This is a genomic window from Paraburkholderia antibiotica, from assembly GCF_012927125.1.
GTDB classification, from domain to species: Bacteria; Pseudomonadota; Gammaproteobacteria; order Burkholderiales; family Burkholderiaceae; genus Paraburkholderia; species Paraburkholderia antibiotica.
This window is the reverse complement of the sequence record NZ_JABBFZ010000009.1, coordinates 168,053-183,157: the sequence shown is the minus strand read 5'-3', so window position 1 is coordinate 183,157 and position 15,105 is coordinate 168,053. Positions and strand designations below refer to the sequence as shown.

Annotated in this window: 16 protein-coding genes; 10 read left to right on the top strand and 6 right to left on the bottom strand. The window is 65.3% G+C overall.

Translation table 11 applies throughout. The features are described from left to right. Positions 1-150: 150 nt before the first annotated feature. The 3 genes from HHL14_RS17050 to HHL14_RS17040 all read left to right on the top strand — a co-directional run bounded on the left by HHL14_RS17050 (position 151) and on the right by HHL14_RS17040 (position 3,280). A complete protein-coding gene (locus HHL14_RS17050) occupies positions 151-1,110 on the top strand; it encodes an MBL fold metallo-hydrolase (protein ID WP_169498790.1) in 960 nt (319 codons plus the stop codon). 107 nt (positions 1,111-1,217) lie between these two features. Continuing rightward, positions 1,218-3,041 (top strand): FAD-dependent oxidoreductase, encoded by a 1,824-nt coding sequence (locus HHL14_RS17045; RefSeq protein WP_169498789.1) that lies wholly within the window; start codon positions 1,218-1,220, stop codon positions 3,039-3,041. A 29-nt stretch (positions 3,042-3,070) separates the two neighbouring features. Further along, entirely contained in the window at positions 3,071-3,280 is a 210-nt protein-coding gene (locus tag HHL14_RS17040; protein WP_169498788.1) for a DUF2783 domain-containing protein, read from the top strand. A gap of 50 nt (positions 3,281-3,330) precedes the next feature. Here the strand turns inward: HHL14_RS17040 and HHL14_RS17035 are convergent, their stop codons facing one another. The 3 genes from HHL14_RS17035 to HHL14_RS17025 form a co-directional block, all read right to left on the bottom strand. After that, positions 3,331-4,161, bottom strand: coding sequence for a 4'-phosphopantetheinyl transferase family protein (locus tag HHL14_RS17035; RefSeq protein WP_169498787.1), 831 nt, complete (start codon positions 4,159-4,161; stop codon positions 3,331-3,333). Between the two features lie 12 nt (positions 4,162-4,173). Further along, the gene (locus tag HHL14_RS17030) at positions 4,174-4,653 is read right to left on the bottom strand and encodes a hypothetical protein (RefSeq protein ID WP_169498786.1); all 480 of its coding nucleotides are present in this window, start codon (positions 4,651-4,653) and stop codon (positions 4,174-4,176) included. A gap of 378 nt (positions 4,654-5,031) precedes the next feature. Then, positions 5,032-5,307, bottom strand: a complete 276-nt coding sequence (locus tag HHL14_RS17025; RefSeq protein ID WP_169498785.1) for a hypothetical protein — start codon at positions 5,305-5,307, stop codon at positions 5,032-5,034. 398 nt (positions 5,308-5,705) lie between these two features. Here HHL14_RS17025 and HHL14_RS17020 point away from each other — a divergent pair, with 398 nt between their 5' ends. Next, on the top strand, positions 5,706-6,941 hold the full coding sequence (locus HHL14_RS17020) for a YbfB/YjiJ family MFS transporter (RefSeq protein WP_169498784.1): 1,236 nt from the start codon (positions 5,706-5,708) through the stop codon (positions 6,939-6,941). On the opposite strand, the gene HHL14_RS17015 is transcribed toward HHL14_RS17020, so the two are convergent. From HHL14_RS17015 to HHL14_RS17005, 3 genes are read right to left on the bottom strand one after another with little or no spacing between them, the layout of a single operon-like run. Then, entirely contained in the window at positions 6,917-7,672 is a 756-nt protein-coding gene (locus HHL14_RS17015; protein WP_169498783.1) for a class I SAM-dependent methyltransferase, read from the bottom strand. The two genes, HHL14_RS17020 and HHL14_RS17015, sit on opposite strands and share 25 nt — an antisense overlap. A 16-nt stretch (positions 7,673-7,688) precedes the next feature. Further along, a complete protein-coding gene (locus tag HHL14_RS17010; RefSeq protein WP_169498782.1) occupies positions 7,689-8,750 on the bottom strand; it encodes a glycosyltransferase family 2 protein in 1,062 nt (353 codons plus the stop codon). 13 nt (positions 8,751-8,763) lie between these two features. Continuing rightward, the gene (locus HHL14_RS17005) at positions 8,764-10,050 is read right to left on the bottom strand and encodes a glycosyltransferase family 87 protein (protein ID WP_230413079.1); all 1,287 of its coding nucleotides are present in this window, start codon (positions 10,048-10,050) and stop codon (positions 8,764-8,766) included. A 772-nt stretch (positions 10,051-10,822) separates the two neighbouring features. Here HHL14_RS17005 and HHL14_RS17000 point away from each other — a divergent pair. The 6 genes from HHL14_RS17000 to HHL14_RS16975 all read left to right on the top strand — a co-directional run bounded on the left by HHL14_RS17000 (position 10,823) and on the right by HHL14_RS16975 (position 15,105). Further along, the gene (locus tag HHL14_RS17000; protein WP_169498781.1) at positions 10,823-11,068 is read left to right on the top strand and encodes a hypothetical protein; all 246 of its coding nucleotides are present in this window, start codon (positions 10,823-10,825) and stop codon (positions 11,066-11,068) included. 116 nt (positions 11,069-11,184) lie between these two features. After that, positions 11,185-11,355 carry a Flp family type IVb pilin gene (locus HHL14_RS16995; RefSeq protein ID WP_169498780.1) on the top strand — a complete coding sequence of 57 codons (171 nt, stop codon included), beginning with the start codon at positions 11,185-11,187 and terminating at the stop codon, positions 11,353-11,355. A gap of 68 nt (positions 11,356-11,423) precedes the next feature. Then, a complete protein-coding gene (locus HHL14_RS16990; RefSeq protein ID WP_169498779.1) occupies positions 11,424-11,594 on the top strand; it encodes a Flp family type IVb pilin in 171 nt (56 codons plus the stop codon). A 37-nt stretch (positions 11,595-11,631) separates the two neighbouring features. Continuing rightward, on the top strand, positions 11,632-12,177 hold the full coding sequence (locus HHL14_RS16985) for an A24 family peptidase (RefSeq protein WP_169498778.1): 546 nt from the start codon (positions 11,632-11,634) through the stop codon (positions 12,175-12,177). 36 nt (positions 12,178-12,213) lie between these two features. After that, positions 12,214-13,044, top strand: coding sequence for a Flp pilus assembly protein CpaB (cpaB, locus tag HHL14_RS16980; protein ID WP_169498777.1), 831 nt, complete (start codon positions 12,214-12,216; stop codon positions 13,042-13,044). 99 nt (positions 13,045-13,143) lie between these two features. Next, positions 13,144-15,105 (top strand): type II and III secretion system protein family protein, encoded by a 1,962-nt coding sequence (locus HHL14_RS16975; RefSeq protein ID WP_169498776.1) that lies wholly within the window; start codon positions 13,144-13,146, stop codon positions 15,103-15,105.

The window sequence follows — 15,105 nt, the reverse complement described above, 5'->3', positions numbered from 1 at the left end:
CTATGCCCTTACCCCGGCACATCGGCGCAACGATTGAATAAAAACGGGGCGAGACAATCTTCCCCTTCCGCGAGCGCCCAGGTTCCCGAACCGGAACCTGCCCGCCCGGCCAGTCGTCTCGCTTCGCATCCCATCCAGACGGAGACAGACATGGCAAAGGCATTTGCATCGCAGGCCGACCTCGAACAGAAGAAGATCACGTGGACGCAGTTGTCCGAGAACGCGTACGCGTACACCGCCGAGGGTGATCCGAACTCGGGCGTGATCGTCGGCGACGATGGCGTGCTGATCGTCGACACCACCGCGACGCCCGCGATGGCGCAGGACCTGATCGCGAAGATCCGCAGCGTGACCGACAAGCCGATCAAATACGTGGTGCTGTCGCACTACCACGCGGTGCGCGTGCTCGGCGCGTCCGCGTATTTCGCGGAGGGTGCGCAGCAGATCATCGCGAGTCGTGGCACCTACGAGATGATCGTCGAGCGCGGCGAGCAGGATATGAAGTCGGAAATCGAGCGCTTTCCTCGCCTCTTTGCCGGCGTCGAGACGGTGCCGGGGCTGACGTGGCCGACGCTCGTGTTCGAGAAGGAAATCACGCTGTGGCTCGGCAAGCTCGAAGTGAAGATCGCGCATCTGGGCTCGGGCCATACGAAGGGCGATACGGTCGTGTGGCTGCCGTCGCAGAAGGTGCTGTTCTCCGGCGATCTGGTCGAATACGACGCGGCCTGCTATTGCGGCGACGCGCAGCTCGAACAGTGGCCCGCGACTCTTGACGCACTGCGAGCATTGGGCGCCGAGAAGCTGGTACCGGGGCGCGGCCCGGCATTGACCACGCCGCAAGATGTCGACAAAGGTCTCGACTACACGAGGGATTTCGTCACCACGCTATTGCAGAAGGGCCGCGAAGCGGTCGCGCAGAAGCTCGATCTGAAGGCGGCGATGGCGCACACGCGCGAAGCGATGGACCCGAAGTTCGGCCACGTGTTTATCTACGAGCATTGCTTGCCGTTCGACGTGTCGCGTGCGTTCGACGAAGCGAGTGGCCTCACGCATCCGCGTATCTGGACCGCGCAGCGCGACAAGGAGATGTGGGACGCGCTGCAGGCGTGAGCGCGCATAACGACTGAAGCAGGACTGAGGCAGGACCAAAGCAGACATGGACGCGCCCGCAGAGGCGCACGCCGCGACGCAGAACGCGGCGGGATGGAGGCACCACAATGAGCATCGATTATCAGGCGCTGTCGTTCGAGTACCGGCCGTGTCGCGAGCAGGAATCGGCGCGCGATACGCGGCAAACGAACTCGACGGAAGAGGCGTGCTACCCGGTGATCGTGGTCGGCGCGGGGCCGGTGGGTCTCGCCACCGCGATCGATCTCGCGCAGCAGGGCGTGCCGGTGGTGCTGGTCGACGACGATTGTTCGTTATCCAGAGGATCGCGTGCGATCTGCTTCTCGAAGCGCTCGCTCGATATTTTCGATCGCCTCGGCTGCGGGCAACGGATGGTCGACAAGGGCATCAGCTGGAACGTCGGCAAGGTATTTCTGAAGCGCGACCTCGTCTATACGTTCAATCTGCAGCCGGAGGCAGGCCATCATCGGCCCGCGTTCATCAACCTGCAGCAGTACTACGTCGAAGGGTTTCTGCTCGAACGCGCGCAGGAGCTGCCGAATCTGGAGATCCGCTGGAAGAGCAAGGTGGTCGGCGTACAGCAGCACGGCACGCCCGGCACCCGCGATGCGCACGTCACGCTGAACGTCGACACACCGGACGGTACCTACGCGCTGCGCGGCCGCTACGTGGTCGCCGCCGACGGCTCGCGCAGCCCGCTGCGCAACATGATGGGGCTCGACAGCAAAGGCGTCACGTTCCGCGACCGCTTCCTGATCGCCGACGTGAAGATGGACGTGGAAGCGGATTTTCCGATCGAGCGTTGGTTCTGGTTCGATCCGCCGTTCCATCCGAATCAGTCGGTGTTGCTACATCGGCAGCCGGACAACGTGTGGCGCATCGATTTCCAGCTCGGCTGGGACGCCGACCCCGTGCTCGAAAAGACGCCCGAGCGCGTGATGCCGCGCGTGCGCGCATTGCTCGGCGCGGACGCGAAGTTCGAACTCGAATGGGTCAGCGTGTACACGTTCTCGTGCACGCGGATGGAGCGCTTCCGTCACGGCAACGTGCTGTTCGCCGGCGATGCCGCGCACGGCGTGTCGCCATTCGGCGCGCGCGGCGCGAATAGCGGCGTGCAGGACGCGGAAAACCTCGCGTGGAAACTGGCGATGGTGCTCGACGGCAGCGCGTCCGATGCCTTGCTCGACAGCTATGCGAGCGAACGCGAATTCGCCGCCGACGAAAACATCCGCCACTCGACCCGCTCCACCGATTTCATCACGCCGAAGACGCCGGTGAGCCGCGTGTTTCGCGACGCCGTGCTGAAGCTGTCGCGACACTATCCGTTCGCGCGTCAACTGACTAATAGCGGCCGGCTGTCGGTACCCGCGGTGCTGCGCGACTCGCCACTCAACACGCCGGATGGCGAGTGCTTCGAGGGTGCGATGGTGCCGGGCGCGTCGTGCATCGATGCGCCGGTGCAGATGGACGGCGAGCCGGGCTGGTTGCTGCGCCAGCTCGGCGAGCAGTTCACCGGCCTACTGTTCTGCGACAAACGAGGCGTCGATCAAACCACCCGCACCGCGCTGAACGCACTGCGCGCAGGGCCGATTCCGCTGAAATTGATTGTCGTGCTGCAAGGCACAGCGCGCGCCGATACGTTTATCAACATGCGGGTGATGCGCGATACCGACGGTCTCGCGAGCGCGCGTTATGATGCGAAGCCCGGCACGTTCTATCTGATCCGGCCGGACCAGCATGTCTGCGCGCGCTGGCGGCAACTCGATGCGGCGGCGGTCGAGCATGCGTTAAAGCGTGCGTTGTGCGTTGAAGGGGCTGGTGCGCAGCCGGGTGAACGGTTGAATAAGCAGCCGAATGCACAGCCAAATGAGCAACCAGCAGCGAGCGCAAACGCGCTGCCCCTCACGCATTGACGCATTGACGAATCGTGCAGGAGACGGACATGACTACAACCACACTGAACACGCAATCGAATCTCGCGCGTCCCGACGATTTCTACGAGGCGCTGATCGACATGCATCGCGGCCTCGACGATGCGCAAAGCCAGTCGGCCAACGCGCAGCTGATTCTGCTGTTGGCGAATCACATCGGCGATCATGAGACGTTGCTCGAAGCGATGCGCTGTGCGCGCGACGGCGCGCTCGAAGGCTAGCGCGCCGCACACGATACGCAATCAGCGATCCGCTTATTCGTAAGCCGCGTCTATTGCAGCGCCTTCTTCGGCCAGCCGATCAGCCGCACCTCGGTCAGCGGCTGCGCAGTCGCGACGGCCGCGTGTACCTTGCCGTTCATCGGCAGATCGAGCAGGTGCCATGCGCCGTGCTGCGCGAGATCGAGCGCGAAGCAGACGGGCTCGACCGCGCGCAACGCTTCGTGATCGAAGTCCACAGGCGCGTCGCGCAACGCGCTGCGCAGGCTGTCGTGACGCGCGCGCCGACGCAGTCCTTCTGGCGTTTCGTTCAGCGCGATGCCCGGCGCGGGCACGACGACGCTCACGCCGAGCGCGGTCGTCGCGATACCGATCACGATCCAGATGCCGCCGTAGACGATATCGATCGCGATGCCGCCGCCGTCGCGAGGATGATGCGCGCGCAGCTTGTCGCTGCCGTCGTCGAGTAACTCGACTGCGCGCGGCGTGCAGCCGAACAGATGCGCGACGATCCAGCGCACGACCACGCGCGCGCTGATGAAGCGTCGGCGCAGCGCGGCATTCGGATGCAGTCGCGCGCGCTCGCGCTCCGATTTCGACAACCACGTTTCGCCTTCCGGTACGGCCACCGGCAACCATTCGCAGCGAAAGCGCCAGAGCTGCAATTCGCCCGCGCGCGGCACCGTCGCTTCGCGCGGAAAGTGGCGGCTCAGCGGATGGAGCGTGAACGCGGGTGAGTCGGCGATCGAGAGAGCGGTGTGAGCGGCGGCGTGCGGGTGCTGTTGCGGGAGCGAGGCGGCGAGGCTATCCGCGCATGCCTCCTCACGGCCGCGCGCAGGCTCGATCACGCACGACGCCGTCTCCAGGTCCGGTTCCAGTGACATAGACAGACACCCTCAGTGCATGTAGCTGACGCGGCGCGCCTGCACGTCGAGTTCGACGCCGGCGTCGAGCAGGTCGATCGCGAACCAGCGCAGCAGTTTCAGCACGCCGCTGACGGCCGGCGCGGGCAGCCACTCGGCGAGCATGCGCAGCGCGGCGCCGCTATGCGTCTTCTGCAGCAACGCGATCGTTTGCAGGATCACGGCCTCGTCCTTGCCGAGTTCGGTCGCGCAGCGGCAGCGCATGTCGAGCGGTCGATACGACACGTGCATCAGCGAGCGCATCAGCAGATCGAAATGTTCGATGCCGTCCTGGCGCAGCCCCGCTTCGCTGAGGATGTCGCGCCAATGCTGACTGCCGCGGGCGCTTTCGCAGGCCGGCCGCAGCCACGTGCGGACCGCGCTGAGCACGGTGTGATCGGGCGCGCAGGCGGCGTCGAGCGGATGATCGTCGACCAGTTCGGGGCGGCTGCCGTGTTGAGAGCGGAAGTTCATCGAAGCTCCTGTGCGGACACAGTCCGGAAAGTCGCGCCGGCCGGGCTGAACGGCGCCGCGTCGCAGGCCAGCGCATCACGCAGGCGACGGATCGGCGACGACGCAGCGGGTGCGTCGGGGTTCGGAATGAAAATCGGGTGAGCTGCCATGCGCTGAATCATGGAGCAAATTCATAGTTAATGCAAATCATTCTCATTTAAATTTTGTTCGCGACCTAAAAGGAAGGGGCATGCCGCGTTCGCGGTCCAGCGTGATCGCCTGCGCGCGAATGGCCCGGATCGCATCGTCGCACTCGCGAAGGTGGCACCCGCAATCGATGACGTTTCAGGCTACAGAATGGGGAGCAGGCTTGGCGTTATGAAGCATTCAGCCAACTGGCTAGCCGTGCCAGGTTTCCCGCGTCGCGCGACGAAACACGCGAGCGCCGAACCAGACCAACAGCAGTGCGATAACGAAACTGACGCCGAGCATGATGATGATGAGCATGCTGCCTTCACCGTGAATCCCGAGTGCTTCGAGCGCATTAAACACCGGCTCCAGCGCTCGCCAGCCGGCCCCATGTTGGAACCAGACATCGAGTGGTGAATTCGCGAGGCCGAGATAGACCGGGATCGTCAAGGCGATCGCCACGAGCAGATGGGCGAGCACTTTCATTTGAACGCGCTGCCTGCGCCGAAGCCCGCGCAATACAGGACGGATGAGCATTGACAATTTAACGAATAAGTACATTCAGTAGGCATTCGGCCTTTCCAGATCATTCTCAGAAGAAAAATGCCACAACATTGCGACCGTCTGAGTAAGAGTAATCCTATGTTGCAAGCCGAAGCCGTCGTGAAAGCTTTCCCTGCGACGGACTTTTGGGCATCGACGGAACTCCGGAAATGTTCTGATCGCTGATAGCTGGCGCGATTACGTACTGAACAACGGTCATCCATTAATACGCAACTAACGGTCAATTCCGTCCCGCGACTCCCAGCTATGATGGCGATCAGCGCACACACCGACATCAAACCAAACCAGCCAGCAGCGCTCTCGCCCACGTCCGTTCGCCCATGTCTTCCAACCCGCTCGAGACTTCCGCTCATCCCCCATCCACCAACTCGGCGCAGCGCCTGCCAACGCTACGACTCGCCGCCGCGCTATCGCTCGGCAGCGCCATCGCACTCGGTTTCGCGCGCTTTGCCTACGCGCTGCTATTGCCGTCGATGAAACTCGACCTCGGCTGGAGCTTCGCGCAGGCCGGCGCGATGAACACCGCGAACGCGCTCGGCTACCTGCTCGGCGCGCTGGTGTTTCCGCGTGCCGCGCGTCGCTGGCCGGCGGGCGCGCTGTTCGCCGGCGGCTGCGTGCTCACCGCGTTGTTGATGGCCGGCAGCGGACTGCTCGCCGACACGCATGCGCTGCTGACGCTGCGCGTCCTCACCGGCGCGAGCAGCGCGGCGATCTTCATCAGCGGCGGCGTGCTGGCCGCGCGGCTCGCGTCGGCGCGGCCGCGCGACGCGGGGCTGATCCTCGGTCTGTATTACGGCGGCACGGGGTGGGGGATCGTCGCGTCGTCGGTACTGGTGCCGATGACGATTCTCGATGTCGCGCACGGCTGGCAATGCGCGTGGTTCGCGCTGGCGGTGGCCTGCGCGCTGTTCGCCACGGTCGCGATCGGCGCGGCGCGCCGCATCGAACGCGCGCATGCCGGCGTTGCGTCGGCGTCGCATGCAAGCGATAACGCCGTCGCGCCGCGCTGGCCGGCGTTCGTCGCGATGCTCGCGGGTTACGGCCTGTTCGGCGTCGGCTATATAGGCTACATGACGTTCATCGTCGCGCTGCTGCGCAACGCGGGCATGAGCGCGGCGGTCGTGACCGGCTTCTATCTGCTGCTCGGCGCGGCGACCGTCGTGTCGGCGCGGATCTGGTCGACGCTGCTCGACCGCATGCGCGGCGGCCAGGCGCTCGCGGTGCTCAACGCGCTGCTCGCGGTCGCGACGCTGCTGCCCGCGCTGTTCACGCAGCCGTGGGTCGCGTTCGTGTCGGGCACGCTGTTCGGCGCGACCTTCCTGTCGGCGGTGGCCTCGACGACCGCGTTCGTGCGCCACAACCTGCCCGCGAGTCATTGGGCGAAGGGCATCAGCGCGTTCACGATCGTGTTCGCGTTCGGGCAGATCGTCGGGCCGGTGGTGATCGGCTGGGTATCGGACGGCGCGGGGCTCGCACGCGGGCTCGTCTATTCGGCGTTGCTGCTCGCGGCCGGCGCGGTGCTGGCCGCGTGTCAGAAGGCGTTGCGCGGCGCCTGACGCTTGCGCAGGATCGCGAACAGCGACACGCCATAGGGCAGCGGCGCGCGCGCGAGCCAGTGACGCTCGGCGCTGAAGATGCGATACAGCGCGGCGTTCAGCGGCGCGGGCGGAATCGCATCGCCGGTCGAGCGCTGGCGTTGCAGCAGCCGGTCGGCCCAACGCGCGGCGAGCGCGAGCGGATACAGCAGCGTGTTGAAGTAGCTGATGCGTTCGACCTCGTAGCCGGCCGCGCTCGCGCAACGCAGCAGCGAGTCGCGGCTGTAGCGGCGGTAGTGATGCAGAAACACATCGTGCGCACTCCATAGCTTTTTGCCGGCGGGCACCGTCACGACGATGCGGCCGCGCGGCGTCAGCAGGTCCTGCATGCGCGCGAGCGAAGCGGTGTCGTCGGCGATATGTTCGAGGCAATCGAAGAAGCAGATCAGGTCGAAGCGCTCGCCGTGAAACGGCACGTCGTCCGGGCAATGGCCCGCGCGGATGTCGAAGTGGCCGCCGGTCTTGCGTGCGCTCAGCGCGCGAGCGGTCGGGTCCATTTCGAGGCCGCAGACAGTGCCGAAGCCGGCCAGCATGTCGAGGTTGCCGCCGGTGCCGGACCCGACTTCGAGCACGCACGCATCGTGCGGCAACGCGAGTTGTTCGAGCAGCGTGTGCAGCACGTCGCGGCGGGCGCGAAACCACCAGTGTTCGGCTTCGGTCGCGGCCATTTCGAGGTAAGCGTCGGGCGACATGATGGACTCCTGAGGTTCAGTGACCGACCACGCGCACGCGCGGCGCGGCGCGCCGGCGAGTCGGATCGACGCGTGCGATGTGCGGCGCGCGCGCATCGTTGCGCACACCCGGCAGCGTGCTGACCTTGCTTCTCGCCTGATAGCGGCGGCGCACCAGATAAACCGGTCGCTCTTTCGACTCGTAGTAGATGCGGCCGATATATTCGCCGATCACACCGATCCCGATCAGCTCGATGCCGCCCATGAATAGCATCGCCGAAATCGTCGATGCATAGCCGGGCACCGGATTGCCGGACCACAGCGTGCTGCCGATGATGTACCCGCCATAGACGAACGCGAGCGTCGCGATCAGCAAACCGATATAGGTCCAGCTGCGCAGCGGCACCGTGCTGAAGCTCGTGATGCCTTCGAGCGCGAAATTCCACAGCCGCCAGCCGGAGAATTTGGAGTGGCCGGCGCTGCGCGCTTCGCGTTCGTATTCGACGATCACGGTGCGATAGCCGACCCACGCGAACAGGCCCTTCATGAAGCGGCGGCGCTCGGGCAAACTGCGCAGCGCGTTGACGACCTGGCGATCGATCAGGCGAAAATCGCCGACGTTCTCCGGCAGCTTCACTTCGGAGAGCGCGTTGTGCACGCGGTAGTAGAGCCCCGCGGCCGTGCGCTTGGCGAAGCTGTCGCACGCACGGTTGGTGCGTTTCGCGGCCACCACTTCGGCGCCCGCGCGCCAATGTTCGACCATCACCGGGATCAGGCCTGGCGGGTCCTGCAGGTCCGCGTCGATCGGAATTACGGCGTCGCCGGTCGCTTCGTCGATGCCGGCGGTCAGTGCCGCTTCCTTGCCGAAGTTACGCGTCAGGTCGATCACGCGAATGCGCCGGTCGCGACTGCTTGCCGCGATCAGATGATCGAGCGTCGCGTCGCTGCTGCCGTCGTTGATGCAGACGATCTCGAAGCGCGTGCCCTCGATCGATTCGAGCACCGGCACGACCGCCGCGAAGAAGCGCTCGACGGCATCCTGTTCGTTGTAGAACGGCGCGACCAGCGAGATGAGTGGTTTGTTTGCGTGGGCTGACATGACGCTTCCCCGTTTATCTGATTGTCTGGATGGCGTGCGAGTAGGCGAGGGCGGCACGCTCGTCGCGTCCCTCGCCGTCGATGCGCGTGCGGCGCACGATGATCAGCAGCGTCAGCAGCAGAACGATCGCGCCGATCTGCGGCAACTCGGCCGTACGGTTGAACAATTCGTAGATCGGCAGCAGCCACGCGAGCGCGATCACGCTCTGCTCGCCGCGCAGCCATCCCTTGTCGAGGCCGATCGCAATCAGGCAAGCGAGTGCGATGCCGAGCCATGCGAGTTCGTAGTGCCAGACGTACGGATTCGCGAGCAGCGTGGCGACGGTGAAGCTTGCCGCGCGTAGACGCGTGTCGCGCGTGTGTCGCCATACATGCCAGACCGCTGCCGCGGCGACGAGCGCAACGGCGGCGCCTGCCGCATAGGCCAGCGCGAGCGGCGCGCCGCTTTCGCGCAGCGTCGCGAAGGTGGTCGGCGACGCGAGCCAGTAGCTCCGGCCATGTTCGATCAGCGTTTCGCGCGCGATCGTCGTGTTGACGAGAAAGAGCCGCACCGATTGCGTACCGCAGACGATCACGCTTAGCGCGCCGAACAGCGCCGCGCTGATTGCGGCGGCGGCCAGCGTGCGCCACGCGCGTGCCGCGATCAGCACGAGCGGAAACAGGATGGCCATTTGCGGTTTGATCGCGAGCAGGCCGATGCAGATGCCGGCACGTACCGGATGACGGCGCATGAAGTAAAGCGCGAACGCCGCGAAACCGGCGGTGAGCAGCGCGTTCTGCCCAAAGATGACCGGCACGAACACGCAGGGCGCCCCGGCGACCACGAGCCATGCGAAGCGTGAGCCTCTGAAACTCCCGACAAGTCCCGACACCCGCAGTGTGCCCACCGTGCACAACAGCATGCCGGTGCCGACGAACAGGAAATACATGACGAGCGGCGGCAGCAGCGCGAGCGGCGAGATGAGTACGAGGAAGGTCGGCGGATAGAGCCAGGGCATCAGGCTGCCGTGACTGAGATCCGCGAACAGCGCCTGCTGGATTCTGTCGAACGCGGCGTGGTCGTAGACCTGTGCGGCCGAGCCGTTCAGCAACCCATACGAGGCCGACCAGAAGATCGAAAAATCGAAGCCGGGGTGCGTGAAATCGCTTTGGGTAAAGCCGTGGCTTCCGTAGAACCAGAACCCCATGAAAACCACGTACAGCGCCAGCATGCCGCCGCAATAGAAGACGATGCGCGCGGGCGTGAGCCAGCTATGAACCTGGTTCTCGGTGCCGCGCATGCGCAGTTGAGAAACGTACATGATCCCCGCCCCCTGTGTACGCCGGATCGGGTCCCGTTGACCCGCCGGTTCTTTTTGCCTGTCGTTCCGGTTATTGATTCGGATTCTTAAGTTTCTACGCGCGACATCGGATGAAAAAACGTGTCGTTCGCGTCGAACCGGTCAGCTCATTGTTGGCGGAAAACAATTCGACTTTCAAGTCCATGCTTTCCTGCGTGTGCGCCTCCCGATGCCGATTCGGGCGAATCATCGGCAAATCGGCCTGGCTTATGTGCGCCAGCCCACGAAGCGGTCTCGCCGATGAGACGCTTCGGACCAACGGCCTCGCCGAAAAGGCCGATTTACGAGGGCCATTTCATTTTTGCCGAATCAGGGAATGTCCTGGGAAAAAATTGCCGAGCCTTGTCTGACGGGCTTCTACGCGCTTTGCGAAATATCCGCTTAAAAACGCGAAGCGTTGCGGATTCAGCACATTCACGGCGCGAATACGGCAGTGCGCGAGGGGCCTCTCGACCGGAACCCTTGTGATTGCTGGATTTCCGCATAGCTGGCCTCGTCCTTGCGATAGGGAGTGCGCGGAAGTCGACGACATGACCGGACGATTCAACGCTTCACCGAGAACGAGCGAAGTCGCCAACGGACATGACAGGAGAGAGTGCTTCACCTGCACGAGGCTGCGTACGAGACCAACGTCACGCAAGCGGATGAAGCACGAAAAGCACGAAACGCCGACTGACTAGCTGGCGCCGGCACGGACCGGACGCCGAGAACAACCACAAAAGACGGGGGATGTATGAACGATCAATTTACGCGACCGCGCGGCGATAACCCGTACAAGGGCCGCGCGCATCGCTCGCTCACGCTGCGTCAGCGGTTCGCGGCCACGCTGCTGCGGCTGGCCGGTCCGCTGCCGCTGCGCACCGCGCGCCTGACGGCCGCGCGCATGCCGCTTCACTCCTTCCGTTTGCCCCAGTTCGTTTCGCCAGGCGTTGCGCTCGTGCGGATCCAGTCCCGCACGACCATGACCGGGCGGCGATAGCCAGTACCTCATGCCGTACCCGCAGTAACCGCAGTCCCTGCAGTGCCCGCAGTGCCTTCCCTCAGCCGATCCCGGTCAAGGGTTCATTTATTTAGCTATCCAAATGGAGTCCGATCATGAAGAACATCATCGCTACCGCAGCTCGTTTCGTTCGCGACGAAGACGGCGTGACCGCCATCGAATACGGCCTGCTCGCCGGCCTGATCGCACTGCTGATCATCGGCGGCGTGACGACGCTGGGTCAGCATCTGCAGACGATTTTCGGCAACCTCGCCGACTCGGTCTGAGTTCCGATGCCGGCGGACGAACGTTGCGGTTCGTCCGTCGCTTTTCCTTTCGAAGCAAGGAGCCTGTGATGAAAGACTTTATCGCCAGCGCGGCACGCTTCGTTCGCGACGAAGACGGCGTGACCGCCATCGAATATGGCCTGCTCGCCGGGCTGATCGCGCTGCTGATCATCGGCGGGGTGAGCACGCTCGGCACCAATCTCGGCACGATCTTCACCAATCTCGCCGCCTCGGTCTGACGCGGCCTGACGATTTCAATTCATACCGGGGCCAACCATGCTGACGCTGCCACCCTTGCCGCCACATCCTGTACCGCTGTGCGTGATCGTGCTGGTGATCGTGGCCGCGAGCACGGACCTCACGGCGCGGCGCATTCCGAATCGCGTGATCGCACTCGGACTTGCCGCCGCGCTCGTTGCACAGATTGCTTTGCACGGGCCGCTCGCCGGTGCGCTCACATGGCTGGCCGGCGCCGCCTGCGGCTTCGCGCTGCTGTTGCCGTTCTATCTGCTGCGCGGCATGGCCGCCGGCGACGTCAAGCTGTTGATGATGATCGGCGCGTGGGTCGGCGCCGCGCTGACCTGGCGGATCGCGCTCGCCACGTTTCTGATCGGCGGACTCTGGTCGCTGGCGGTCGTGCTGTGTCGAGGACGCGTAGCGAAATCGCTCACGAATCTGCGGCAATTGATCGGCGGCCTGCCGGTCGCACCGCTCGACCGCCCGAATCTGATCGATGCGCAGTCCGAATCGATCGGCACGATTCCGTATGGCGTCGCGATCGCGGCTGGCACCCTGGGTTTGCTGTTCGCGACCGCGCTATAGCCGAACGTTTCCACTGAACGATGCAGGAGTGTTGCCATGAAAAACAGTCGGGCTTTTATGATGCTGGCGATCGCCGTGCTGGCCGGCCTCGCGGCAGTGAGTTTCGCGTCGCGCTGGCTGCTGCAGACGTCGTCGAGCGCGCTGACGTCGGTGGCGGTCGCTACCGGCGACATCAGTCTCGGTCAGCCGCTCAACCAGAACCTCGTGCATATGGTCAGCTGGCCGAATTCGAGCGTGCCTCCCGGCGCGTTCGCCGATGCGAAGGCGCTCGAAGGACGCGTGCTGTTGACGAGCCTCGCACCGGGCGAGCCGGTGCTCGAATCGAAACTCGCGCCGCTGGGCACGAAGGGCGGCCTGTCGGCGGTGATCGGCGAAGGCCATCGCGCGATCACGGTGCGGGTGAACGACGTGGTCGGCGTCGCGGGTTTCGCGCTGCCGGGTAACTACGTCGACGTGATCGTCAACACGCAGCAGGCGAACAAGACCGACACGCCGCAAAGCATCTCCAAGATCGTGCTCGAAAAGATTCTCGTGCTGGCAGTCGCGCAGCAGGTGAGCCGCGACGACACCGCGCCGAAAGTGGTCAATGCGGTGACGCTCGAAGTCACGCCCGACCAGGCCGAGAAGCTCGACCTCGCGCGCAGCGTCGGCACGTTGTCGCTGGTATTGCGCAACCAGGTCGACAAGCAGACGCCGAACACCGGCGGCGCCACCAAGCTCACGCTGCTCGACGTGCCGGCTTCCGCGCCGGTCGCCGCGCCCGAGCCCGTGCATCCGGTGCGCACGCGCTATGCGGCGCGCCCGGCGCCGAAGCGCGATTGCGTCGGCGTGCTGTCGGGGGTGACGGGCAGCGTCGAATGTTTCTAGTGAGTTGGCGGCGCGCGAATTCGAAGGCGCCGCGAACCGGATAACGATGGCCATAAAGAACGTCTCGGTTCACACACATCGAGCGACGGGGGCAGCGACATGAAAGCACAACAGAGGTTCTCATCCGGCGGCGGCACGTGGTGCCGCGCGCTTGGCGGCACGATGCTCGCCGCGGCGCTGTGCGCCGGTCTGACGGTCGCGCAGGACAGCGCCGCACAGAACATGGCTGGCGGCCAGATGCCGGCGGGCTGGGGCATGCCGGCCGCGCCGCTGCCGGTCGGCCGCGGGCCGGTGCCGATGCTGGTCAGCGCCACGCCGATGCCGACCGGCGCGGCGAGCGGCAAGGCGGTCAGTTCCGCGCAATTGAGCGGGCCGAACTGCAGCGGCGAGATTCGCGACGAGTCGAATGTGTCGGTGGCGGTCGGCAAGTCGGTGCTCGTGCCGCTCGTCGAACCTGCGCGCAACCGCACGCTCGGCAATCCGACGGTCGCCGAGGCGGCGCTGGTGTCGCAACGCACGCTGTACGTGGTCGGCATGACGGTGGGCACGACCAACATGATCGTGCAGGGCCGCAGCGGCGCCTGCCAGATCATCGACGTGAACGTGACCGTCGATGCGGACGGTCTGCAACGAACCCTTGCGCAACTGCTGCCGAACGAGCGCGGCATTCGCGTGTCGAGCGCGGCCGGCAATCTCGTGCTCGCGGGGCGCGTATCGAGCGCGCAGGCCGCGCAGCAGGCAATGGGCATCGCCAGCGCCTATGCGGGCGCGCAGCCGACGCAGCAACAGCAGGCCAGCACCGCGAGCTTCGGCAACGGCGGCTCGATCTCGCAGCAAAGCACGAGCGTCAGTAAGGGCTCCGACGTCATCAACATGATGACCGTCGATTCGCCGCAACAGGTGATGCTCGAAGTGAAAGTCGCCGAAGTGTCGAAGACGCTGCTCAATCAGTTGGGCTCGGCGGTCAACATCCAGGGTGGCTTCGGTTCGTGGACCGGTGCGCTGGTGAGCAGCCTGCTTGCCGGCGTCGGCAACGGCCTCGCGGTGAGCAAGGCCAACAACAAGCCGTTCAATCTGGCGCTCGACGCGCAGAAGAGCGACAGCCTCGGCAAGATCCTCGCCGAACCGAACCTCGTCACGCTGAGCGGTCAGGAAGCGTCGTTCCTCGCCGGTGGCCGGGTCTTCATTCCGGTGCCGCAAAGCAACGGCACCGGTGGCTCGACGATCACGCTGCAGGAAGAAGAGTTCGGCGTCGGCCTCAAGTTCACGCCGACCGTGCTCGGCGGCAGCCGCGTGAACCTGAAGGTCGCACCGGAAGTGTCGGAGCTGTCGCCGACCGGCGTCACCGTGTCCGCGAGCGGCACGAGCGGCGTCGCGGTGCTGCCGCTGATCACGACCCGCCGCGCGTCGACCACGGTGCAGATGAACGATGGCGAGAGCTTCGCGATCGGCGGGCTGATCCAGAACAACATCACCGGCGCGCTGAAGGCGTTGCCGGGGATCGGCGAAGTGCCGGTGCTCGGCGCGCTGTTTCGTAGCACGTCGTTCCAGCAGGATCGCACCGAGCTGATCTTCATTATCACCGTGCATCTGGTGAAGCCGTTGCCGGCCAGCACCGACTATCCGTTGCCGACCGACAGCTTCAACCCGACCTCGGATGCGATGGTCTACGCGACCGGCAACATGGAAGGCCGTCGTCCCGCCGCGCAACCGGCCGCGGGTGGCGCTACGCCGAACGCCCCGCAGCAGGGACAGCCGCAAACGCCGGCGCAACCCGCGACACCCGCACCGGTGCCGACGCCCGCGCCGACGGGCAGCACCAGCGCACCCGCCGCCGCGTTGCCGCGCGATACCCAGGCGGACCGGCCGGCGCCCTCGGCGGCGCTGCCGTCGGGCGATACGACGGCGGTCACGCCAGGCACCGCGAGCGCCGCGCAGAACGCGACGCAGAGCGTGACGCAAAACGCGACCGCCACCCCCGCCAGCGAGCCCGCGCTCGCGAGAGCCGACGCCGCGAGCCCGGGCAATCCGCCCAGCACGGCAAGCCAGGCCAACCAGTAA